Source organism: Janthinobacterium sp. 78, assembly GCF_003096775.1.
Taxonomy (GTDB): domain Bacteria; phylum Pseudomonadota; class Gammaproteobacteria; order Burkholderiales; family Burkholderiaceae_D; genus Janthinobacterium; species Janthinobacterium tructae.
In genome coordinates, this window is sequence record NZ_QENT01000001.1 from 318,795 (window position 1) to 340,842 (window position 22,048).

General features: G+C 62.5%; 17 protein-coding genes. 12 read left to right on the forward strand and 5 right to left on the reverse strand.

Translation table 11 applies throughout. The annotated features are described in order from the left end of the window. Positions 1 to 142: 142 nt before the first annotated feature. From C8C92_RS01330 to ccoS, 5 genes are read left to right on the forward strand one after another with little or no spacing between them, the layout of a single operon-like run. Positions 143 to 1,804, forward strand: coding sequence for a PAS domain-containing methyl-accepting chemotaxis protein (locus tag C8C92_RS01330; RefSeq protein ID WP_116742820.1), 1,662 nt, complete (start codon positions 143 to 145; stop codon positions 1,802 to 1,804). 25 nt (positions 1,805 to 1,829) lie between these two features. Beyond that, positions 1,830 to 3,278 (forward strand): oxygen-independent coproporphyrinogen III oxidase, encoded by a 1,449-nt coding sequence (gene hemN / locus C8C92_RS01335; RefSeq protein WP_099761315.1) that lies wholly within the window; start codon positions 1,830 to 1,832, stop codon positions 3,276 to 3,278. A gap of 9 nt (positions 3,279 to 3,287) precedes the next feature. Beyond that, a complete protein-coding gene (locus C8C92_RS01340) occupies positions 3,288 to 4,058 on the forward strand; it encodes a sulfite exporter TauE/SafE family protein (protein ID WP_116742821.1) in 771 nt (256 codons plus the stop codon). A gap of 22 nt (positions 4,059 to 4,080) precedes the next feature. Then, positions 4,081 to 6,519, forward strand: coding sequence for a heavy metal translocating P-type ATPase (locus C8C92_RS01345; RefSeq protein WP_116742822.1), 2,439 nt, complete (start codon positions 4,081 to 4,083; stop codon positions 6,517 to 6,519). Positions 6,520 to 6,521: 2 nt separating this feature from the next. Further along, positions 6,522 to 6,707, forward strand: a complete 186-nt coding sequence (gene ccoS / locus C8C92_RS01350; protein ID WP_116742823.1) for a cbb3-type cytochrome oxidase assembly protein CcoS — start codon at positions 6,522 to 6,524, stop codon at positions 6,705 to 6,707. On the opposite strand, the gene C8C92_RS01355 is transcribed toward ccoS, so the two are convergent. The 3 genes from C8C92_RS01355 to C8C92_RS01365 are packed head-to-tail and all read right to left on the reverse strand — an operon-like array spanning position 6,695 to position 11,642. Then, positions 6,695 to 8,017, reverse strand: a complete 1,323-nt coding sequence (locus C8C92_RS01355; protein WP_165829236.1) for a hypothetical protein — start codon at positions 8,015 to 8,017, stop codon at positions 6,695 to 6,697. The genes ccoS and C8C92_RS01355 overlap by 13 nt on opposite strands. Positions 8,018 to 8,034: 17 nt before the next feature. Then, positions 8,035 to 9,507 carry a virulence factor gene (locus C8C92_RS01360; RefSeq protein ID WP_180287842.1) on the reverse strand — a complete coding sequence of 491 codons (1,473 nt, stop codon included), beginning with the start codon at positions 9,505 to 9,507 and terminating at the stop codon, positions 8,035 to 8,037. Next, positions 9,507 to 11,642: a DUF3274 domain-containing protein gene (locus C8C92_RS01365; RefSeq protein WP_116742824.1), complete on the reverse strand. Its 2,136-nt coding sequence runs from the start codon at positions 11,640 to 11,642 to the stop codon at positions 9,507 to 9,509. Before C8C92_RS01365 ends, C8C92_RS01360 begins: the two co-directional genes overlap by 1 nt. 246 nt (positions 11,643 to 11,888) lie before the next feature. On the opposite strand from C8C92_RS01365, the gene ccoN reads away from it, so the two are divergent. From ccoN to C8C92_RS01395, 6 genes are all read left to right on the forward strand, one after another. Continuing rightward, on the forward strand, positions 11,889 to 13,316 hold the full coding sequence (gene ccoN, locus C8C92_RS01370) for a cytochrome-c oxidase, cbb3-type subunit I (protein ID WP_099761301.1): 1,428 nt from the start codon (positions 11,889 to 11,891) through the stop codon (positions 13,314 to 13,316). A 15-nt stretch (positions 13,317 to 13,331) separates the two neighbouring features. Then, entirely contained in the window at positions 13,332 to 13,946 is a 615-nt protein-coding gene (gene ccoO / locus C8C92_RS01375; protein WP_096232806.1) for a cytochrome-c oxidase, cbb3-type subunit II, read from the forward strand. 1 nt (position 13,947) lies between these two features. Continuing rightward, the gene (locus tag C8C92_RS01380) at positions 13,948 to 14,148 is read left to right on the forward strand and encodes a cbb3-type cytochrome c oxidase subunit 3 (protein WP_071080089.1); all 201 of its coding nucleotides are present in this window, start codon (positions 13,948 to 13,950) and stop codon (positions 14,146 to 14,148) included. Continuing rightward, positions 14,141 to 15,061, forward strand: a complete 921-nt coding sequence (ccoP, locus tag C8C92_RS01385) for a cytochrome-c oxidase, cbb3-type subunit III (RefSeq protein ID WP_099761298.1) — start codon at positions 14,141 to 14,143, stop codon at positions 15,059 to 15,061. The genes C8C92_RS01380 and ccoP overlap by 8 nt, the downstream gene beginning before the upstream one ends. A gap of 4 nt (positions 15,062 to 15,065) precedes the next feature. After that, complete coding sequence (ccoG, locus tag C8C92_RS01390) at positions 15,066 to 16,448, forward strand: cytochrome c oxidase accessory protein CcoG (protein WP_099761296.1); 1,383 nt, start codon at positions 15,066 to 15,068, stop codon at positions 16,446 to 16,448. Positions 16,449 to 16,594: 146 nt separating this feature from the next. Continuing rightward, positions 16,595 to 17,119 carry a FixH family protein gene (locus C8C92_RS01395; RefSeq protein ID WP_116742825.1) on the forward strand — a complete coding sequence of 175 codons (525 nt, stop codon included), beginning with the start codon at positions 16,595 to 16,597 and terminating at the stop codon, positions 17,117 to 17,119. Between the two features lie 3 nt (positions 17,120 to 17,122). On the opposite strand, the gene fnr is transcribed toward C8C92_RS01395, so the two are convergent. Then, on the reverse strand, positions 17,123 to 17,881 hold the full coding sequence (gene fnr / locus C8C92_RS01400) for a fumarate/nitrate reduction transcriptional regulator Fnr (RefSeq protein WP_071080086.1): 759 nt from the start codon (positions 17,879 to 17,881) through the stop codon (positions 17,123 to 17,125). A gap of 239 nt (positions 17,882 to 18,120) precedes the next feature. On the opposite strand from fnr, the gene C8C92_RS01405 reads away from it, so the two are divergent. Then, entirely contained in the window at positions 18,121 to 21,195 is a 3,075-nt protein-coding gene (locus tag C8C92_RS01405; protein WP_116742826.1) for a response regulator, read from the forward strand. A 67-nt stretch (positions 21,196 to 21,262) separates the two neighbouring features. Here C8C92_RS01405 and C8C92_RS01410 read toward each other — a convergent pair whose 3' ends face one another. Further along, positions 21,263 to 22,030, reverse strand: coding sequence for a TOBE domain-containing protein (locus C8C92_RS01410; RefSeq protein ID WP_116742827.1), 768 nt, complete (start codon positions 22,028 to 22,030; stop codon positions 21,263 to 21,265). Between the last annotated feature and the right edge of the window lie 18 nt (positions 22,031 to 22,048).

A 22,048-nucleotide genomic window follows, 5' to 3' on the forward strand; every position in this document is an offset into this window, starting at 1 on the left:
GCGTGCCAGCACGACCAATCTGGAGGATTTTGATCTACATCAATAAATTTGCGCAGGCGACTCCTTACACTGATCTCCATTCTTGCAATCGTGCAAGTCTTACTCACCAATTGCTCATTTAACCGATCAGGAAGCCGCGACCATGCGCCAAAATTTGCCAGTGACTAACCGTGAAGTCCTCGTCTTGGACGATCAGGCCATCGTGTCGAAAACGGATATGAACGGCAATATCGTGTATGTGAACCCCTACTTCAGCCAGGTCAGCGGCTTCACCGAGGCAGAGCTGATCGGTTCGCCCCAGAACATCGTGCGCCACCCGGACATGCCGGCCGAAGCGTTTGCCGACCTGTGGACCTCGATCCAGGCCGGCACGCCATGGACGGGCCTGGTCAAGAACCGCTGCAAGAACGGCGATTTTTACTGGGTGCGCGCCAACGTCACACCGATCCGCGAAGCGGGCAAGACCATCGGCTACATGTCGGTGCGCGTAAAGGCCGACAAGGACCAGGTCAAGGCGGCCGAGGAAGCCTACGCAGCCATCCGCAACAAGGAAGGCGGCAATATTGTCATCAAGAACGGGCAAATCGTGCGCCCGGGCCTGGCGCACCTGCTGCACAAGCTGACGCACATGTCGCTCAACCTGCGCATCTGGGCCGCCACCTCCATCGTCAACTGTCTGCAACTGCTGGTGTGCGTCATCAGCCTGTTCGCCAGCGGCGGCAAGATCACCAATTACGCCATCTTTGGCGCCACCCTGTTCGGCTTCCTGATCAACGTCTTCCTCTGGTACACCTTGCGCATGTCCGTGCTCAAGCCGCTGGGCAAGGCCCTGAACGGCGCGCGGGCGATTGCCGCCGGCGACCTGTCGGGCAGTTTCGAAACGGACAGCACGGATGAAATGGGACAATTGCTGCGCGCGCTGCAACAGATGAACAGCAACCTGATCGCCACCATCCGCGACGTGCGTATCAACGTGGAAACCATGGCCGTGGCCACCAAGCAAATCGCCGTCGGCAATATGGACCTTTCGGGCCGCACGGAATCGCAGGCGGCCAGCCTGGAAGAGACGGCCTCGAGCATCGAGGAATTCTCGTCGACGGTGAAACAGAACGCGGACAACTCGGTGCAGGCGAACGAGCTGGCCGTGGCCGCCTCGAAAGTGGCGGTGCAGGGCGGCGAAATCGTGGCCGAAGTGATCACCACCATGGACGACATCAACACCTCGTCTAAGAAAATCGTCGACATCATCGGCCTGATCGAAGGCATCGCCTTCCAGACCAATATCCTGGCCCTGAACGCGGCCGTGGAAGCGGCCCGCGCCGGCGAACAGGGCCGCGGCTTCGCCGTGGTGGCGGGCGAAGTGCGCAACCTGGCGCAGCGCTCGTCCGTGGCAGCCAAGGACATCAAACAGCTGATTGAGATTTCCGTCGGCAAGGTGGGCGCCGGCATGCTGCAGGTGAACCGCGCCGGCGCCACCATGGAACAGGTGGTCAGTTCCGTCAAGCAAGTCACGGCCATCATGCAGGAAATTTCCATCGCTTCGCGCGAACAGAGCATCGGCGTCGACCAGGTCAACCAGGCGATCGCTCACATGGACCAGGTGACGCAGCAGAACGCGGCCCTGGTGGAAGAAGCCGCCGCCGCCGCTACGCGCCTGGCGGAAGAAGCGGCCAGCCTGTCGCAAGCCGTGAGCCTGTTCAATTTCGGCAAGATGCCGCCACCGCGCCGCGTCGCCATGCCTGGCGGCAAGGGAGGCGCCGCGAACACGGGCAAACCCGCCGCTCTGAAACGCCTGGCCGCTTAACACCTTTCAAGACCTTACACACATCATGCCTACACTACTCAGCAGTGCTTCCGCCGACCTGGACGCCGTCGTCGAATTCGACCCGGTCATCATCGGCAAGATGAGCCAGTCCGGCCCGCGCTACACGTCCTATCCGACCGCCGACCGTTTCAGTGCCGACTTCGGCTACGGCAACTTCCTCGAAGCGCTGGCCGCGCTGCGCATGCGCGGTGGCCGCCGTCCGCTGTCGCTGTACGTGCATGTGCCGTTCTGCGACACCCTGTGCTACTACTGCGCCTGCAACAAGATCATCACCAAAGACCGCAGCAAGGCCGCCACCTATCTCAGCTATCTGAAACAGGAAATCGCCATGCAGGGCAAGCTGTTTGCCGGCATGAACCAGATCGAACAGCTGCATTTCGGCGGCGGCACACCGACCTACCTGAGCGAAAAGCAGATGGATGAGCTGATGCTGCATTTGCGCCAGCATTTCGAGTTCGCTTCCGATGAAGACGGCGAGTATTCGATCGAAATCGACCCGCGCACCGTGTCGCGCGAACGCGTGTTTTCGCTGCGCGCACAAGGCTTTAACCGCATCAGCCTGGGCGTGCAGGATTTCGACGCCGACGTGCAAAAAGCCGTCAACCGCATCCAGCCGGAAGCGGAAACGGTGGCCATCATGCAGGCCGCGCGCGACGCCGGTTTCCGCTCGGTCAGCATCGACCTGATCTACGGTTTGCCCAAGCAAAACCTGGAGACCATGACGGAAACCTTGCGCAAGGTGATCAACGCCAGCCCCGACCGCATCGCCCTGTACCACTACGCGCACATGCCGCACCTGTTCAAGCCACAGCGCCGCATCCTCGACGCCGACATGCCCGACAGCGCCACCAAGCTGGCCATGCTGGGCCTGTGCATCGCGCGCCTGACGGCCGCCGGCTATGTCTACATCGGCATGGACCATTTCGCCAAGCCGACCGACGACCTGGCCGTGGCGCAGCGCCAGGGCCGCTTGCACCGCAACTTCCAGGGGTATTCGACGCGCGCGGAAGCCGATCTGATCGCCTGCGGCGTGTCGGCCATCAGTTCCGTCGGCGCCGTCTACAGCCAGAATGAGAAAACGCTGGACGCCTACTACGAAAAACTCGACGAAGGCGTGCTGCCGATCGCGCGCGGCATCAAGCTCGATACCGATGATTTGTTGCGCCGTATCATCATCCAGATGCTGATGTGCAATTTCGAATTGTCGATCGCCACCATCGAGCAAGCCCACCCCGTGAAGTTCCGTAGCTATTTCGCCGCCGAGCTGGAAAAGCTGCGCGAACTGGCGCGTGACGGCTTGCTCGTCATCGAGGAAGACTGGCTGACGGTGACGCCGAAAGGGCGCTTGCTGATCCGCAATATCTGCATGGTCTTCGACCGTTACCTGACGCAAGCCCGCGCCAACGCGGCGCCGGACGCGGTGCAGCCGCTGCGCTACTCGAAAACGGTGTAACGCCGCCCGATGAACGCCCTCAGCCTCGTGCCCATGTTCATGGTCGGCCTGGCCGGCAGCGTGCACTGCATCGGCATGTGCGGCGGCATCGTGGGCGCGCTGTCGATCAGCGGCGGTGCACCGGCGGCGCCTGCCCGCCCGGTCATCGCCATCGCCGTGGCGCGCCCCGCATTGCAGACAAGCTTGCAATCGAACGTGCTGCGCGTGCTGGCCTACAACGGCGGGCGCATAGTCAGCTACATGCTGGCTGGCGCCCTGGCCGGCAGCCTGGCGGGCGCGGGCATGCTGCACATGGCTTCCCTGCAAGTGGCCGGCTACTGGCTGGCCAACCTGATGCTCGTCGCCCTGGGCCTGTACCTGATGGATGCCTGGCGCGGCCTGGCGCATCTGGAAGCGGCCGGCAACGTCGTCTGGCGCCGCGTGCGGCCCCTGTTGAAACCGTTGATGCCGATGGATACCGCATTCAAAGCGCTGGCCGTGGGCGGCCTGTGGGGCTGGGTGCCATGCGGCATGGTCTACAGCGCCCTGCTGACGGCCATGCTGCAAGGTTCGGCCCTCGACGGCGCGGCTGCCATGGCCGCCTTCGGCCTGGGCACGCTGCCCATGCTGCTGGGCATGGGTTTACTGGGCACGCGCCTGCGCGCACAGATGCAGCGCCGTCCCGTGCGCATCGCCAGCGGCTTGCTGGTGCTGGGCTTTGGCTTGCTGGGCCTGCTGCGCGCCGCGAATGGCGTGTCGCTGGGCTGGCTCGACGCCCTGTGCGTCACTGGCCATCCATGAAAAGATGCATGAAAACAAACCTATGAATGCTGTGTTACAACCGTCCGCCTGCTTCCATTGCGGCTTGCCCGTGCCAAGCGGTTCCAACTGGCACGTCACCATCGACGAAGTGCCGCGCGCCATGTGCTGCCCCGGCTGCGAAGCGGTGGCGCAAACCATCGTCGACATCGGCCAGAGCGCGTACTACCGCGACCGCGACGAATACGCCGTCAACGCGTTTGATGCCACCCTGATGCCGCCCGAATTGCGTTTGTACAGCAATGACGACGCGCAATTCGCGCGCGACGCCAGCAGCTGTGAAGCGACACTGTCCGTCGAAGGCATCCGCTGCGCCGCCTGCGTCTGGCTGATCGAACGTCAATTAACTCGCCTGCCCGGCGTGCAGGCCGCCAGCCTGAACGTCGCCACCGAGCGCCTGTACGTGCGCTGGAGCCGCGCCGAATGTGAACCGGGCGACATCCTGCAAGCCGTGCGGCAAGTCGGCTACACGGCGTATCCATATGACGCCGTGCGCCATGGCGAGCGCCTGCAAAAGGCCAGCAAGACCCTGGGCCGCCAGCTGTTCGTGGCGGGCCTGTCGATGATGCAGGTGATGATGTACGTGGCGCCCGCCTACCTGGCCGAAGATGGCACGCTGGACGACAACATGGCCAGCCTGATGCGCTGGGCCAGCCTGCTGCTGACCTTACCGGCCATCTGCTATTCAGCCATGCCGTTTTTCCAGGGCGCCTGGGCTAGCCTGCGCGCACGCACCTTGGGCATGGACGTGCCCGTGGCGCTGGGCATCCTGGCGGCCTTCTTCGGCAGCGTGGTGGCGACCTTTACGGGCCGCGGCGAGGTGTATTACGACTCGGCCACGATGTTCATCTTCCTGCTGCTGTGCAGCCGCTATTACGAGCTGCAGGCGCGCCGCAAGGCCGCCTCGGCGCTGGAGCGCTTGCAGCACGCCTTGCCCGCCTCGGCCTCGCTGATGGCGGGCTTTCCCGACCACCGCGCCACCATCCTGGTGCCGGCCGGCAGCCTGGCAGTGGGCGACATCATTTTAGTCAAACCGGGCGAGGCGATCGCCGCCGACAGCGTCATCATCGAAGGCACGAGCGCGCTCGATCTATCGCTGCTGACGGGTGAGAGCGCGGCGCAGCGGCGCAAGACGGGCGAACAGGTGCCGGGCGGGGCCATCAACGCCAGCGCGGCATTGATCCTGCGCGTCTTGAAACCGGCGCGTGAAAGCACCCTGTCGGATCTGTTAAAACTCATCGAGCGGGCCGGCAGCGGCAAGCCGCAGATCGCGCAGTGGGCCGACAAGGTCGCCGCCTGGTTCGTGCTGGGCCTGCTGCTGTTTGCCGTCGCCGTGTTCGCCTTCTGGAGCTGGCACGATGCGTCGCGGGCCTGGCCCGTGGCCATCGCCGTGCTGGTCGTGTCGTGCCCGTGTGCGCTGTCTCTCGCCACGCCGACGGCGCTGGCGGCCGCCACCGACAGCCTGCTGCGGCGCGGCGTGCTGATCGTCCAGCCGCATGTGCTGGAAACCCTGCACCGCGCCACCCACATCGTCTTCGACAAGACGGGCACCCTGACCCTGGGCCGGCCCGTGCTGCAACAGATCGAGGGACTCGGCAGCATGACGGAGGACGACTGCCTGCAAGTGGCCGCCGCGCTGGAAGCGGGCAGCGCCCATCCGCTGGCGCAGGCGATCCTGGCAGCCGCCGAAGGGTTGCCAGGACAGCAGGCGCGCGCGCATGCGGAGCAATTACAGGAAGTGCAGGGCCAGGGACTCGAAGGCGTGATCGATGGCGTGCGCTACCGCCTGGGCAATGCGGCCTTTGTCGCCGCCATCGCCGGGCCGCCGCTGGGCGACACGGCCGTCGGCATGCAGGGCATGACGCCGCTGTACCTGGGCACGCAGGGGCGCTGGCTCACGCGTTTCCTGCTCAGCGATGCGCTGCGCCCGGAAGCGCGTGAAGTGGTCGCGTATTTCCAGCGGCGCGGCAAGCAAGTCGTGCTGCTGAGTGGCGACCAGGAAGCGCTGACGCAAAGCGTGGCGACGCAGCTGGGCATCAATACGGCGTGCGGCGAATGCCTGCCCGATGAAAAGCTCGATTTCGTGCAGCAATTGCAAGCGACGGGCGCCGTCGTGGCGATGGTCGGCGACGGCATCAACGACGCCGCCGTGCTGAGCGGTGCCGACGTCTCGTTCGCCATGGGGTCCGGCGCCGCGCTGGCGCAGGCGCATGCGGACACGGTGCTGCTGTCGAGCCAATTGGTGTCCGTGCTCGACACGGCGAAAACGGCCGCGCGCAGCATGCGCATCATCCGCGAAAACCTGGGCTGGGCCACCCTGTACAATCTGACGGCCATCCCGGCCGCCGCGCTGGGTTACCTCAACCCCTGGCTGTCCGGCGTCGGCATGGCTGCCAGCTCGGCGGTCGTCATCGCCAACGCCCTGCGCCTGCGGAAAGCCTGAACATGGAAGCACTGTACCTCCTCATCCCCTTAAGCGTCGTGGTCGTCTTCATCGCGCTGTGGGTGTATTTCACGGCCTCGGACAGCGGCCAGTTCGACGACCTCGTCGGACCAGGCCTGCGCGTGCTGCAGGACGACGATACGCCGCCGCAGGAAGCGGCCGCCCCTCCGGCCACTCAACGCGAATAGCCCTGCGACCCCGGCCGCGCATCGAAGCGCCGGCCCCACCACGGTAAAAACACGGTGTTGCCGCCGCGTGCGCGGAACCACGGCTGTTCGTGGTCGATGGGCCGCACCACGGCCGGCGGCGCCACCACCACGGCAGTCACGCTCTCGCTGTCGCTGCTGCCCGCCACCAGCACGGGCCGGCCCACGTGGTTGGCATGAGCGATGGCCAGCGCCACGTTCGTCAGCGCCGTGCCGGCGGCCGTCTCGCCCAGCAGCGCCGGCATATTGAACGTCTGCTGGTTGAAATCGAAGTCGGGCAATTGCTGCGTCAGGCTTTGCGCCAGCGGGCCGAGCCGTTCTGACGAGACCGGATAGGTGCTGCCGGCATCGTGGATGACGTAGCCGATGGCGTCGTCGTTCAATTGCGCATTTCGGGCGGCAGCGTCGATGGCAGCGCTCCACGCCTGCACGGTGCGTGGGGAAGCGCCCTTGTCGGCGGTAAAATCGGCGACACTGCGCGTGGCGGGAAAGCCCAGCCAGGCCAACGGCGCGCGGTCCGTCTTGTAGCCGGGGCCGGCCAGCACCAGCAAGACCATGTTTTCATTGATCTGCTCATCCTTGGGCGGATAGCTGGGCGCATCCCAGTTCATCACCCACACGGTCTTGTCGGGATTGACCTGCAGATAAGCCAGGCCCGCCGCCAGTGACGTAAAGCCCGCATTGGCGCCACCCATGGTCACGCGCACGTCGGGCGGCGTGGCCGTGGTCCAGGAATCGGGGAAGGAGGGGTTGCCGATGCTGAAGGCATCGGTAATCGTTTCAACGACATACTTTCCCGCCTCGTCCGGATCAAGGCGTCCAGCCGGCAACGCATATTCCACATGAATACCAGCCAGTTCACGGCGCGTGGATTTGTCGGTCAGCGAATGGGCGTTGTAAAAATACTCTTTGCTGGAAAAGTAGATATCCCGGAAAAGATAAATCAATTCCTCCACATACTTTTCATGATATCCACTGAAGGTTTCCCGGCCCTTGTTGCCGGAAGCGATCATGCCTATCGATTGCACCTTGCCAAAACGCACAGGATTCTCTTTCACTTTGCTATCGTCCTTGTTCGGCTTGGCCAGCCCCAGTGTCCACAGCAGTTGCCACTCGGTCGGATAATCGCGCCGTTGCAGGGGATTGAGCCACTGCACGCCCACGACCTGCGCCATGTATGGCTGCGCGGGCACAGCAGGGACAACGGCGGTAACCGGTAATGCCACAGGCGCCTTGCTGGCACAGGCCGATAGCAGCATGGTCAGCATCGTTAGCATCAGAAAACGCTTCATCGCTGCTCCTGTCGAGATTAGCGCGAGTACCCTTGCGACCCCGGCCGTGCATCGAAGCGCCGGCCCCACCACGGTAAAAACACGGTGTTGCCGCCGCGCGCGCGAAACCACGGCTGTTCGTGGTCGATGGGCCGCACCACGGCCGGCGGCGCCACCACCACGGCAGTCACACTCTCGCTGTCGCTGCTGCCCGCCACCAAGACGGGTCGGCCCACGTGGTTGGCATGAGCGATGGCCAGCGCCACGTTGGTCAGCGCCGTGCCGGCGCCCGTCTCGCCCAGCAAGGCTGGCATATTGAACGTCTGCTTGTTGAAGTCGAAGTCGGGCAATTGCTGCGTCAGGCTTTGCGCCAGCGGGCCGAGCCGTTCTGACGAGACCGGATAGGTGCTGCCGGCATCGTGGATGACGTAGCCGATGGCGTCATCGTTCAATTGCGCATTCCGGGCGGCAGCGTCGATGGCAGCGCTCCACGCCTGCACGGCGCGCGGTGACTGTCCCTTGTCGGCGGTGAAATCGGCGACCTTGCGCGTGGCGGGAAAGCCCAGCCAGGCCAACGGCGCGCGCTCCGTCTTGTAGCCGGGACCGGCCAGCACCAGCAAGACCATATTTTCATTGATCTGCTCGTCCTTGGGCGGATAACTGGGCGCATCCCAGTTCATCACCCACACCGTCTTGTCGGGATTGGCCTGCAGATAGGCCAGGCCCGCCGCCAAGGACGTAAAACCCGCATTGGCGCCACCCATGGTGACGCGCACGTCGGGCGGCGTGGCCGTGGTCCAGGAGTCGGGGAAGGAGGGGTTGCCGATGCTGAAGGCATCGGTAATCGTTTCAACGACATATTTTCCCGCCTCGTCCGGATCAAGGCGTCCAACCGGCAAGGCATATTCCACATGAATACCAGCCAGTTCACGGCGCGTGGATTTATCGGTCAGCGAATGGGCGTTGTAAAAATACTCCTGATTAGAAAAGTAAATATCATGAAACAACATAATCATTTTGTACGCATATTTTTCGTGAAAGCCTACGAATGATTCTTTTCCATTATTACCATAAGCAATCATGCCGATCGATTGCACCTTGCCAAAACGCACAGGATTCTCTTTCACTTTGCTATCGTCCTTGTTCGGCCTGGCCAGCCCCAGTGTCCACAGCAGTTGCCACTCGGTCGGATAATCGCGCCGCTGCAGGGGATTGAGCCACTGCACGCCCACAACCTGTGCCATGTACGGCTGCGCGGGCACAGCGGGTACGACGGCGGCAACCGGTGCCGCGACCGGCGCCTTGCTGGCGCAGGCCGAGGTCAGAAAAAGCACGGCAAGCGCTAGCAATGCCGGCATCAATAGTAGTCGTTTCATCAGCAATCCTTCTTCAAGAGGAACGTCAACTGGCGGGGCCTGCAATACCGACCAGCATGCAATGCCAAACGCCAGGCTAAATACGCACATGCTCCAGCCCAGCCTGCGCGGAAAGGTAGCAATCAAGTTACGCATCAGGAGGTCTCCGGGCGCTTGTACATGCGTTCATCCACAATTTCGGCAGGCATGCGCCCTGTGCTGCCATCACATCGAACCCATTCCAGCAAAGACAGTTTCATAAACTTTCCAGTAGAGAAATATTCAAGAAACATCTTGCTAGATCCGACCTTATCCATATCTGCCGATAAGCGCCAATCAGCAGCAATCCTGAGCTCCCGCATCGCCTTCTCGCTGATATGCCCCACCCCAATCGCCACGTCATACGCCAGCGCCTTTTCCGCGTGCTGCGGATTGGTCAGGATGGTGGAGTGGTCAGTCGCATGCGTGTCGCAGGTGGCTACCAGTTGCGCCTGAATTTCCTGCTTGCGCCAATGCAAATATTCCGGCGTGGCGGTAGACAGGTCGTCTTCCATCATCGCCTTGCCGTCAAGGCCGTCCAGCTTTTCGCGGCGGGCCTTCATGCGCAGGCGGGCGTGGTCTTCGTAGCGCAATGCCGCCTCGGTATCGCGGTCGCCCTGCGGCGTGCCGCCCACACTTGTATCGGCATACGGCTCGCCTGCCGGGCGCGCCTTGCCCGCATGGCGGTGCGTGCCGGGCGGATCGAGATTCTGGTCGAACTGCGGGCTGGGTACGCCAAAGCGCACGGCCTGCGGTGTAAACACTTCCGGCAAGGCGGGCGCCGTCACGGGGATGCGCCAGTCGTCGGGCGGGATGGCGTGGATGGGGATCTTCAGCATCCGCATGAGGGCCGAGGTGGCGGCGGCCGTGCGCCTGGTCGCGGTCCTGCCCGCCGCGCTGCTGCTGGCGCGCGCACCCTTGTTGGGATCATATTTGGAGATCGGCGAATGCGGATGCCAGAAATCGGCACTGCCCCGCGCGGGCTGGCGATAGTGATTGCTCCAATAATCATAATCGCCGTGCTGGCCAACGGGAAAGCCCTGAGCGAAGACGCGCTGGGTAAACACGCCGTCGCCACGCGTGGCCTTGATCTCTTCGGCGCTGAGACCCAACCAGCCGATGCCCTGGATGGGTGTGGCGGAAATCACCTGGTCGTGCGGATTGCAATACAGGGTGACGCGACCGCGCGTGCCTTTCTGCGGGCCGCAGCCATGGCTGGCCTTGTCTTTGTCCAGGCTGAAATCATGTGTCTCGTTGTCCGCCATGCGGCGCAGGCAGGGATCGATGGCCGGTTCCGACGCCTGGCCGCGCACAATGTCGAAAAATGCCGCCAGGGTCTGGCGGCGCGCCTCGCCGCTTTGCCGGCCCACATTGCCATCGACATCCCTGACTTGCCCCTGCAGCCAGCCTTCGGTGTCGTTTCTGCGCAACAGGCTGTACGGAGGGTTACATAAAACATAAGTATCGGCCACGCAACGGCCGCTTTTGCCTGCCGCATCTTTCACGTCAGCCATCTTGTTGCCCAGAAACGCCGCCGCCATACCCACCATATTGCCCTGGCTGTGACACACCAGCGTGATGGGCACGTCGGCCTGCTGCCGGCGGATGGCCGCCACCAGGTGCGCCAGGCGCAAAGCCGCCAGCACGAAGTAGGGGCGCGGCGGGCAGGCATACACGATGCGGTCGTTGACGGGATTGAGGTGTTCGATGTGTATCCACAGGAAGAGGGCGTCCGACAAGCCCTCGCCCCACAGATCCGGCAGCGAGGAGCAGCCATTGGCGAACGGGCCGCCGCCCCAGTAAGCGTGTTCGTTCAGGTAGACCGAATCGCCATACGCCTGCAACTCCTTGTCGCTGGCCTTGTAGCCCCAGCGGAACTGGATCACGGGCGAGAAGTGCGCTTGCGGCGCGATGAAGGTGCTGGCCGTATAGTCGGGATCGACATAGCCGTCATCGCTCAACTCGCTCCGGTAGCGCAGCGGCGTCAATTGTCCGGCCTCGGGCGTGGCGTGGCACAGGTGCTCGTCGCAGCGCTTCATGCGCGTGTTCAGGCCGGCGCACAGGCCTGCTTCGGCCGCGCGGTACCACTCGCCGTCGGAATTGACGCCATGCACGAAGATGACGATGCCCGGCGACGGCATTTGCTGCAGGCAGTCGAGCAGGCTGTAGCTGAACAGGGACGTTCCGTTGAACTTTCCCACAACCAATTTAATATCTTCACCATCCGCTGGCGCGCTATCGGCATGACTCATGGCTAGCCCTCATCATGACTGGACTGTCCACTGTAAACCGTTGCTAATCTACATGTTTTAAGCTATATCAAGCCAGCGCTTGCAGGGATCTTGCATGGCTTTTTTTACCCAAATCACAATTTATTTCGATGTCAGTTAGCTACGCTTATTTCATCCGGGGAATTTTGATCCACATCAAAGTTTTTTCGCAGTCAAACACTTACTCTCTGGCCACCATCATAAATAGTAATTCCAGGGAGAGTCTTTGTGGATCAATCGCTGAACTATAACTACAAGATCGTGAAGCAATTCGCGGTCGCTACTGTGGTATGGGGCATCATCGGCATGCTGGTTGGCGTTATCATCGCCGCTCAGTTGGCCTGGCCTGCCCTGAACCTCGACATACCATGGCTGACATACGGACGCTTGCGTCCGCTGCACACGAATGCGGTCATTTTCGCCTTCGGCATCTGCGGCCTGTTCGCCACCTCGTACTACGTTGTACAACGCACCTGCCAGGTGCGCCTGTTTTCCGACAAACTGGCCGCCTTCACGTTCTGGGGCTGGCAAGCTGTGATTCTGGCAGCGGTGGTCACCCTGCCCATGGGCCTGACGCGCGGCAAGGAATACGCCGAGCTGGAATGGCCCATCACCATCCTCATCGCCGTCGTCTGGATCGCTTACGCCATCGTGTTCTTCGGCACCTTGATCAAGCGCAAGGTCAAGCATATCTACGTGGCCAACTGGTTCTTCGGCGCCTACATCCTGGCCGTGACGATCTTGCACGTGGTCAACGGTGCCGTCAGCCCCGCTTCGGCCACCAAATCCTACTCCGCCTACAGCGGCGTGCAGGACGCGATGATCCAGTGGTGGTACGGCCATAACGCGGTGGGTTTCATCCTCACTGCCGGCTATCTGGGCATGGTCTACTACTTCATCCCGAAACAGGCCGAGCGCCCCGTGTACTCGTACCGCCTGTCCATCGTCCACTTCTGGGCGCTGATCTTTACCTACATGTGGGCCGGCCCGCATCACCTGCACTACACGGCCTTGCCTGACTGGACGCAATCGATCGGCATGGTCTTCTCGCTGGTTCTCTTGGCACCAAGCTGGGGCGGCATGATCAACGGCATCATGACCCTGTCGGGCGCCTGGCACAAGCTGCGCACCGATCCGATCCTGAAATTCATGATCGTCTCGCTGTCGTTCTACGGCATCGCCACCTTCGAAGGTCCGATGATGTCGATCAAGACCATCAACTCGCTGTCGCACTACACCGACTGGACCGTTGCCCACGTGCATGCGGGTGCCCTGGGCTGGGTGGGCTTCATCACCATGGGTTCGATCTACTATCTGCTGCCACGCCTGGCGGGCCGCACGCAGATGCACAGCACGCGTCTGGTCGATGTGCACTTCTGGGTGGCCACCATCGGCATCGTGCTGTACATCGCCGCAATGTGGATCGCCGGCGTGATGCAGGGCCTGATGTGGCGTGCGGTCAATCCGGACGGCACTCTGACCTACACCTTTGTCGAGAGCGTGAAAGCAACGTATCCGTACTACGTGGTGCGCGTGGCCGGTGGCCTGCTGTACCTGTCGGGTATGTGCATCATGGGCTACAACACCTGGATGACCTTGCGCGGCAGCAAACTCCCCGTCGCCCGCATTCCGGAACTGAACGCGGCGCACGCCTGATAGGAGCAAAAGCAAATGAAATTTTCACATGCATGGATTGAGAGAAACCCCTGGCTGCTGATCGCCCTGGTCACGGTAGTGATCAGCATCGGCGGCGCCGTCGAGATCGTCCCCCTGTTCTTCCAGAAGAGCACGACGGAGCCGGTCGCCGGCCTGAAGCCGTACTCGCCGCTGCGCCTGGCGGGCCGCGACATTTACGTGCGCGAAGGCTGCTACAACTGCCACTCGCAGATGGTGCGTCCGCTGCGCGCGGAAACGGAACGCTATGGCCACTATTCGGTCGCTGGCGAGTTCGTCTACGACCGTCCGTTCCAGTGGGGTTCCAAGCGCACGGGGCCGGACCTGGCCCGCGTGGGCGCCCGCTACAGCGATGAATGGCACCGCACGCACTTGAACAACCCGCGCGACGTGGTGCCCGAGTCGAACATGCCGGGCTACCCATGGCTGGCGAAGACCAAGCTGGTGCCTGACGACATCATGCCGAAGATGCGCGCCCTGAAACGCCTCGGCGATCCGTACAGCGATGCGGAAATCGCCGCCGCGCCGGCCCAGCTGCAGGACAAGACGGAAGAAGACGCCCTGGTCGCCTATCTGCAAGGCCTCGGTACATTAATCAAAACAAGGAATTAGCATGGCAATCGAAAACCTGTTTGACAGCGCCAGCAGCGTCATGACGGTGGTTTCCTTTACGACGTTCGTAGGCATCCTGTGGTGGACGTTCAGCCGCAGCAATAGCGACTTCGACGCGGCGGCGCGCCTGCCGTTCGACGACGAAGCGCTCGACTACGCGGCCGATGCCGCACCGGCACAAGGGGAGCGCAACCATGGCTGATTTTACCAATGGCTTCTGGAATATCTACATCATCGTGCTGTCCTTGCTGGGCATCATCGGCTGCGGCGTGCTGCTGTACTCGCAGTCGAAAATCAAAGTGGTCGAAGGTGCGCCTGCCGACGGCACCACGGGCCACGTCTGGGACGAGGACTTGAAGGAACTCAACACGCCGATGCCGCGCTGGTGGATGTGGTTGTTCTACATCACCATCGTCTTCGCCCTGGCGTATCTGTTCCTGTACCCGGGCCTGGGCAACTATGCCGGCAGCCTGGGCTGGAAATCGACGGGCCAGTACGAGGAAGAGCTGAAGAAGGCGGAAGCCGACTACGGTCCCCTGTTCAACAAGTACCTGAGCCAGGACTTGAAGACGGTGGCCGCCGATCCGCAAGCGCATGCCATCGGCCAGCGTTTGTTCCTGACCTACTGCGCGCAATGCCACGGTTCGGATGCACGCGGCAACAAGGGCTTCCCCAACCTGACCGACAAGGACTGGCTGTATGGCGGTGAACCCGACATCATCAAGACCACCATCCTGCATGGCCGCAATGGGCAGATGCCACCGATGGGCGCCGCCCTGGGCTCCGAAAAGGATGTCGAGAACGTGGCCCATTATGTGCTGAGCCTGTCCGGTTCCACCTCGGACCCCGTCAAATCCGTGCTGGGCAAAGCCAAGTTCGGCGCCTGCATGGCCTGTCACGGTGCCGATGCGAAGGGCAATCAGATGCTCGGTTCGCCTAACCTGACGGACAAGATCTGGCTGTACGGCGGCAGTGCTGATACCATCATGGAAACCGTACGCAAGGGACGCAGCAACACCATGCCGGCCTTCAGCGATTTCCTCGGCGAGTCCAAGGTCCACGTGCTGTCGGCCTATGTCTGGAGCCTGTCGAATCCACAGACGCCCGTGAAATGATGTAATGGAACCTCAAGTCATCAAGATGTATGCGGCCCGCGAGCAGATCTACCCTCGCGAGGCCAAAGGACGCTACGCTACCTGGCGATGGGTATGCGTATGGCTTACCCAGCTGGCGTTCTACGGCTTGCCGTGGTTGACCTGGAATGGCAGGCAAGCCCTGCTGTTCGATTTGACCACGCGCAAGTTCTACATTTTCGGCGTCGTGCTGTGGCCCCAGGATTTCATCTATCTGGCGGCCCTGCTGATCATCTGTGCGTATTTGTTGTTTCTCGTCACGGCCATCGCCGGGCGGGTGTGGTGCGGGTTCTCTTGCCCGCAAACGGTATACACGGAAATCTTCCTGTGGGTCGAACGCCGCATCGAGGGCACGCGCAGCGCGCGCATGGCCCTCGACAAGCAGGGACCGTCCGTGCGCAAGGCCTTCAAGAAGACGGCCAAGCACCTGGCATGGGGCGCCATCGCCCTGTGGACGGGCTTTACCTTTGTCGGCTACTTCACGCCGATCAAGGAACTGGCGCAGTCGGTGACCACCCTGAACTTCGGTCCCTGGGAATGGTTCTGGGTCTTGTTCTACAGCCTGGCAACCTACGGCAACGCGGGCTGGCTGCGCGAGCAGGTGTGCAAATACATGTGCCCCTACGCGCGCTTCCAGAGCGCCATGTTCGACCAGGACACGCTGATCATCACCTACGATGCCAAGCGCGGCGAACCGCGTGGCGCCATCAGCAAGAAGGCCGGCAACAACGACAAGCTGGGCGACTGCATCGACTGCACCCTGTGCGTGCAGGTGTGTCCGACCGGCATCGATATCCGCAACGGCCTGCAGTATGAATGCATCGGCTGCGCCGCCTGCGTCGATGCCTGCAATACGGTGATGGACAAGGTCGACCGGCCGCGGGGACTGGTACGCTACAGTACCGACCATGCGATGGAAAACAACTTCAGTTCGAAGCAGATCCGCCAGCGCGCCATGCGCCCGCGCGTGCTGATCTACACTTCCATCCTGGCCCTGATCATCATTGCCGTGTGTACCTCGCTGGCGCTGCGCACGCCCCTGAAAATGGACGTGATCCGCGACCGCGGTTCGATGGGACGCGAAGTGGAAGATGGCATGATCGAAAACGTCTACCGCTTGCAGATCATGAACACCTCGGAGCAAACCCAGCATTTTAAAATCAGCGCTTCCGGCTTGCCGGGCCTGACCTTGCTGACGCGCGAAGAGGTGACCTTGCAGCCGACGGAAACGCTGGGTTGGCCGATCCGCCTGCGCGTGCCGCACGGCGTGGGTGAGAAGGGTTCGAACAAGATTGCGATCGAATTGCATTCGCTGGACGACCCATCGCTGCATGTGCGTGAAAGCGCGGTATTCATCGTACCGCGGTGATGTTGATTCGGGGTCGGACCCTCCGGGTCCGACCCCGGTATGTCGCCGTAGGGGTAGCATCCAACATGCGGTAGGTTTACTGTATTTTCAACCCAGAAGCAAAAGCTGGGGTCAGACCCACAGGGTCCGACCCCAAGGAGAACAAAATGTCCGACAGTCTGAAACTGCAAGCACCCGCCGATCCCTGGTACAAGCATCGCTGGCCTTGGCTGCTGATGATCGGCCCCGGCCTGTCGGTGGTCGTCGGCAGCTTCATGGGCTATATCGCGTTTACGCAGCCCGATGCGCTGGTGGTGGGCGACTATTACAAGCAGGGCAAGGCGATCAACCAGGACTTGCGGCGCGATACGATCGCCAGCGACCTGGCGATGGATACCAGCCTGTCCTATGATGTGGCGTCAGCGCGCCTGAGTGGTTCCGTGCACAGCTTCGGCAAGGCTTACCAGGGTCCGCTGCAGCTGCATCTGGCGCATGCGACCCTGCCGGAAAAGGATATCAAGCTGCTGGTGCAGCCCGATGCGGCCGGCAATTTTTCCGTCGCGCTGCCGATGCTCGAACGCAGCCGCTGGCAAGTACTGGTGGAAAACGACAAACGCGAGTGGCGCCTGTCCGGCATCTGGACCTGGCCGCTGCAGCGCAGCATCGCGCTGCATGCAGATGAGGAACTGTAAGCCTTATTTGCAGACGTCCGTGCCGGCCGTAATGGCTTTCAACTTGGCGGGCTGCAAGATCTCGATCTCGCGGTTGGAGACGCGCAGCCAGCCTTCCTTCTTGAATTTCGACAATAAACGGCTGACGCTCTCGATGGTCAGCCCCAGGTAATTGCCGATTTCCTCGCGCGACATGCGCAGCTGAAATTTGCTGGCCGAATAGCCGCGCGCTTCATAGCGCGAGGCCAGGTTGACGATAAAGGCGGCAAAACGCTGGGTCGCCTGCATATTGCCCAGCAACAGCATGACGCTTTGCTCGCGCGTGATTTCCTGGCTCATCATGCGATGGAAATGACGCAGCAGGGTCGGCATATTGCCCAGTAATTGTTCCAGGCTGGAAAAAGGAATTTCACACACTTCGCTGTCTTCCAGCGCCACCGCATTACAGTGATGGCGGTCGGCGCTGATGGCGTCCATACCCAGCAGTTCGCCAGCCATCTGGAAACCCGTCACCTGCTCTTCACCGCCCGGATTGATCTGGTACGTCTTGAAGTGCCCCAGGCGGATCGCGTACAGATTCTGGAACGAGTCGCCGATGCGGAACAGCGAGGCACCGCGCACGATCTTGCGGCGGCGGCCGATGATCTGGTCCAGCCTGTCCATGTCGCCCACATCGAGGCCCATCGGCAGGCACAATTGATGCATGCTGCAGGTCGAGCATCGCGCACGCAACGCTTCCACGGTCACTGTGGGCATGGTGGGAGTGAGTAGCGCTTCAGTCATGTCGGTACCTTTTAGAAAATGCAATAACGAGTTTACTGCATACAGGGTTGCCGTGTGCCAATTTCACCGCATTTCCGCTGAATAAACGACGTTCTGACTTTGATTATATGGCAACATCGTTAAAAGCCCATGTGGGGAAGGCAATTTGCGCAGCGCCGCTTGCCAAGTTGATGTATTGATAGGAAAATTCCCGACAGCATTAGCTGCCGCCTGTACCGCCCGGTACTGAAAAGGAAATCATGAAGCCTCTCGGCATCAAAGCAAAAGTCGCGCTGGCCACCAGCCTGACCTCGATCGCCATGATCGCGCTGGTCACCATGATACAGGTGCAGCGCATGCGCGCCGACTTCACCCGAGTACTGCTGAGCCAGCAGTCTGCCCTGATCACCCGCACCGCTGCCGAACTCGACGACAAGCTGGGCATGCTGCTGCAGATCGTCACTTTGACGGCCCGGCAACAGCCGCCGGCATTGATCGCCCAGCCCGCCCAATTGCGCGAATACTATTCGCGCCGCTCGATGCTGGTACTGTTCGACGACGTGCTGGTGCTCGATGCGCAAGGCGCCGTCGTAGCCGACATGCCGGAAGTAGCGGGGCGCGCCGGCATCAACGTCGCCGAGCGCGAATATTTCCAGACCGTGCTGCGCACGCGCCAGCCCATGATCACCGAGCCGATGCTGGGCAAGTCGAGCGGCATGCCCATCGTGCAGATGGTGGCGCCCGTGCTCACCGCCGATGGCCAGGTGGCTGGCGTGGTGATCGGCGTGCTGCGCCTGTACAAGGACAACCTGCTGGGACGCTTGCGTTCGGAAAAGATCGGCAAGAGCGGCTATTACTTCATCCTCACGCGCGGCGCCGTGCCGCGCTACGTGCTGCACCCCGACACCAGCCGCTTGCTGCAGCCGCGCCTGCCGAACGCCAACCTGACCACCACGCAGTTGCTGAAGCAAGATGGCGAAGGCAGCATGGTCAGCACCAACAGCCGCGGCATCACGGCCGTCAACAGCTTCAAACGCCTGAAATCGGTGAACTGGCTGCTGGCCGCCTCGCTGCCTCTCGACGATGCCTTCGAACCGTTCGATGGCGTGCTGTACCGGCTGGTGCTGTGGAGCGTCCTCGCTTCGCTGCTGGCCGCGTTTATTCTGGGCTGGGTCACCGTGCGCCTGCTGTCGCCGCTGGTGCGCCTGCGCGACACGCTGCAAGCCATGCGCACCAGCGGCAGCCGTTTCACGCCCGTGCCGGTGCGGCAGCGCGACGAAATCGGCGAACTGACGGAAGCGTTCAACGGCCTGATGAGCGAACGCGACCGCCTGCAGCAGGAACTCGAAGCGCGCGCGGCGGAGCTGGAACAGGAGCGCGACCGGGCCGAGGCGGCCAACCGCGCGAAGAGCGATTTCGTGGCCAACATGAGCCATGAAATCCGCACGCCCCTGAATGCCGTGCTGGGCATGGTGTACTTATTGGGCAATACCAGGCTCGATACGGAACAGCGCAAGTATCTGACCATGGTGCGCGTGGCGGGCCAATCGCTGCTGGGCATCCTCAACGACGTGCTCGACTATTCGAAGATCGAGGCGCGCCGCATGGAATTGTCGCCCGTCGAATTCGACCTCGACGAAGTCATGAACACGCTGGCCACGACGATGACCATGAATGCGGGCGAAAAGGAGCTGGAACTGGCCATCGCCGTCGAGCCCGACGTGCCGCGGCGCCTGATGGGCGACGCCCAGCGCCTGCAGCAAATCCTCGTCAACCTGGCCGGCAACGCCATCAAGTTTACCGAGAGCGGCGAAGTGGTGGTGGCCGTCAGCCTGGCCGAGAGAGAGAACGGCCGCGCCTGGCTGCGCTTCGAAGTGCGCGACACGGGCATCGGCATGACGGAACTGCAGCAACAGCAGCTGTTTGCCGCGTTTTCACAGGGCGACCAGAGCATCACGCGGCGCTTCGGCGGCACGGGCCTGGGCCTGGCCATCAGCAAGCAGCTGATCCACATGATGGGCGGTGATATCGCCGTGGCCAGCAGCGAAGGCAAGGGCAGCCGCTTCTGGTTCAGCGTGCCGTTCGAGATGCTGGCGCAGCCGGCCGAAACGCGGCGCACGCCGGCACTGGGCCAGCTGCGCCTGCTGGTGGCCGACGATAACCGCACCACGCGCGAACTGATCGTCAAGCTGATCGAGGCCTGGGGCTGGCTGGCCGACGAAGTGGACTCCGGCTTTGCCGCCATCGAACTGTACCGCGAACGCCTGGCGCAGCAGCAACCGTACGACGTGGTGCTGGCCGACTGGCACATGCCCGTCATGGACGGCCTGGCCACGGCCAAGGCCATCCGCCAGGCGGCCAGCGGCCAGCGCCAGCCCATCGTGGTGATGGTCAACGCCTTCGCGCGCAACCACCTGGAAGAAATCTCCAGCGCGGCCGAGGCCGATGTCGTGCTGATGAAGCCGATCACGGGTTCGAGCCTGTTCGATGCCCTGCACCAGGCGCTGATCGCCAAGAACGACGGCGGCGAACCGCGCATCCTGCACCAGCCGCTGGGCACGGAACTGGCCGGCGTGCATTTCCTGCTGGTGGAAGACAATCATTTGAACCAGGCCGTGGCGCGCGGCATCCTCGAGCACATGGGCGCCACCCTGGACGTGGTGGGTGACGGCTTGCAAGCGGTGGAACGGCTGCGCACGGAAGCGCTGCGCTACGATATCGTGCTGATGGACATGCAAATGCCCGTCATGGACGGCTTCAGCGCGACCCATATCATCCGCACGGAACTGCGCTTGAACTTGCCCGTGATCGCCATGACGGCCGGTGTGCTGGCGTCCGAACGCGAGCGCTGCATGACGGCCGGCATCAGCGATTTCATCGCCAAGCCCGTGGTGGTGGAAGAGATGATGGCAGTCATCCTGCGCCACCTGCCGAAGCGCCCGCCCGTGCAGACGGCCGAGCCGGTAACGGTTGCCGATGAGGAAGTATTTTCCATGGCGCCGCTGATGCGCGTGATGGGCCGCGATGCGAAAGGCCGCGGCGTGCTGCGGCGCATGGTGGAAGACGCCCTGAACAAGGGCATGACGCCCGTGCGCGACGCCGAAGCAGCGTTGCAAACGGGCCGCCACAGCGACGTGGCGCGCATCCTGCACGGCGTGCGCGGCTCCGTCGGCACCCTGGGCACGAAACGTCTGATTCGCGCCGCGTTTGCCACCGAGGAAGCCATCGACGCGGGCCGCCTGGACGAGGTGCCAGCGCTGCTGGCGCAGACGGCGCAGGAGCTGGAACAGGCGCTGGCGGCGGCGGCGAATTGGTTGTCCAGGTTGAAGGATTAAACCCGCAACGTAAAGCTGGGGTCAGACCCGCCGGGTCTGACCCCGGAACTTAGTCCTTGCTTTGGGTTTAGGCGGGCACACCGAGAATCACGCTGGACGCCTTGAACATCGCCGTCACGCTGCTGCCGATGGCGATGCCCAGGTCGGTGCTGCTCTGGTTGGTGATGATGGCGGCTATCGTGCCGCCGCGCGGCAAGTCCAGCACCACTTCCGTGTTGACGGCGCCCGTCTGCACGCGCGTCACGGTGCCGGCCAACTGGTTGCGCGCGGAAAAGCGCGCCCCTGCGCTGTCCGCCACGAGGATGATCGACGACGCCTTGATCAGCGCAAACGCTTCCGCGCCCGGCACCAGGCCCAGGCTTGCACTGCTGCCCTGCGTGACGATGGCAACGATGTGCTGTCCGCCCGGCAATTCCAGCGTGACTTCATCGTTGACGGCACCCTGTTTCAGTTCGGTAACTTTGCCCAGGAATTGATTGCGTGCCGTGGTTTTCATGGCCATTCTCCGTATGAGTAAAAGATCGTCGGCGATGCCTTCGGCCTGGCTGCCCAGTTGGCGCAGGTAACGCGCATGCTCGCGCTCGATGATGCGGAAATTGTCGACCAGCTGGCGCCCCCTTTGCGTCAGCCGCGTGCCGCCGCCGCCCTTGCCGCCCGTCAAGCGCTCAACCAGCGGCTCGCCAGCCAGGTTGTTCATCGCGTCGATGGCGTCCCAGGCCGCCTTGTAGCTCATCTTGACGAGCTTGGCCGCCTGCGTGATGGAGCCGCATTCGGCGATGGCGCCCAGTAATTCCACCCTGCCGGCGCCGCCCAGATTTTCTCCGCCCACCGTCATCCATACCGAGCCTTGCAG

What these genes read in the sequence shown, in the direction of transcription:
- C8C92_RS01330 (WP_116742820.1), top strand. Translation starts at nt 143, where the DNA reads ATGCGCCAAAATTTGCCAGTGACTAACCGTGAAGTCCTCGTCTTGGAC.
- hemN (WP_099761315.1), top strand. Translation starts at nt 1,830, where the DNA reads ATGCCTACACTACTCAGCAGTGCTTCCGCCGACCTGGACGCCGTCGTC.
- C8C92_RS01340 (WP_116742821.1), top strand. Translation starts at nt 3,288, where the DNA reads ATGAACGCCCTCAGCCTCGTGCCCATGTTCATGGTCGGCCTGGCCGGC.
- C8C92_RS01345 (WP_116742822.1), top strand. Translation starts at nt 4,081, where the DNA reads ATGAATGCTGTGTTACAACCGTCCGCCTGCTTCCATTGCGGCTTGCCC.
- ccoS (WP_116742823.1), top strand. Translation starts at nt 6,522, where the DNA reads ATGGAAGCACTGTACCTCCTCATCCCCTTAAGCGTCGTGGTCGTCTTC.
- C8C92_RS01355 (WP_165829236.1), bottom strand. Translation starts at nt 8,017, where the DNA reads ATGAAGCGTTTTCTGATGCTAACGATGCTGACCATGCTGCTATCGGCC.
- C8C92_RS01360 (WP_180287842.1), bottom strand. Translation starts at nt 9,507, where the DNA reads ATGCGTAACTTGATTGCTACCTTTCCGCGCAGGCTGGGCTGGAGCATG.
- C8C92_RS01365 (WP_116742824.1), bottom strand. Translation starts at nt 11,642, where the DNA reads ATGAGTCATGCCGATAGCGCGCCAGCGGATGGTGAAGATATTAAATTG.
- ccoO (WP_096232806.1), top strand. Translation starts at nt 13,332, where the DNA reads ATGAAATTTTCACATGCATGGATTGAGAGAAACCCCTGGCTGCTGATC.
- C8C92_RS01380 (WP_071080089.1), top strand. Translation starts at nt 13,948, where the DNA reads ATGGCAATCGAAAACCTGTTTGACAGCGCCAGCAGCGTCATGACGGTG.
- ccoP (WP_099761298.1), top strand. Translation starts at nt 14,141, where the DNA reads ATGGCTGATTTTACCAATGGCTTCTGGAATATCTACATCATCGTGCTG.
- ccoG (WP_099761296.1), top strand. Translation starts at nt 15,066, where the DNA reads ATGGAACCTCAAGTCATCAAGATGTATGCGGCCCGCGAGCAGATCTAC.
- C8C92_RS01395 (WP_116742825.1), top strand. Translation starts at nt 16,595, where the DNA reads ATGTCCGACAGTCTGAAACTGCAAGCACCCGCCGATCCCTGGTACAAG.
- fnr (WP_071080086.1), bottom strand. Translation starts at nt 17,881, where the DNA reads ATGACTGAAGCGCTACTCACTCCCACCATGCCCACAGTGACCGTGGAA.
- C8C92_RS01405 (WP_116742826.1), top strand. Translation starts at nt 18,121, where the DNA reads ATGAAGCCTCTCGGCATCAAAGCAAAAGTCGCGCTGGCCACCAGCCTG.
- C8C92_RS01410 (WP_116742827.1), bottom strand. Translation starts at nt 22,030, where the DNA reads ATGACGGTGGGCGGAGAAAATCTGGGCGGCGCCGGCAGGGTGGAATTA.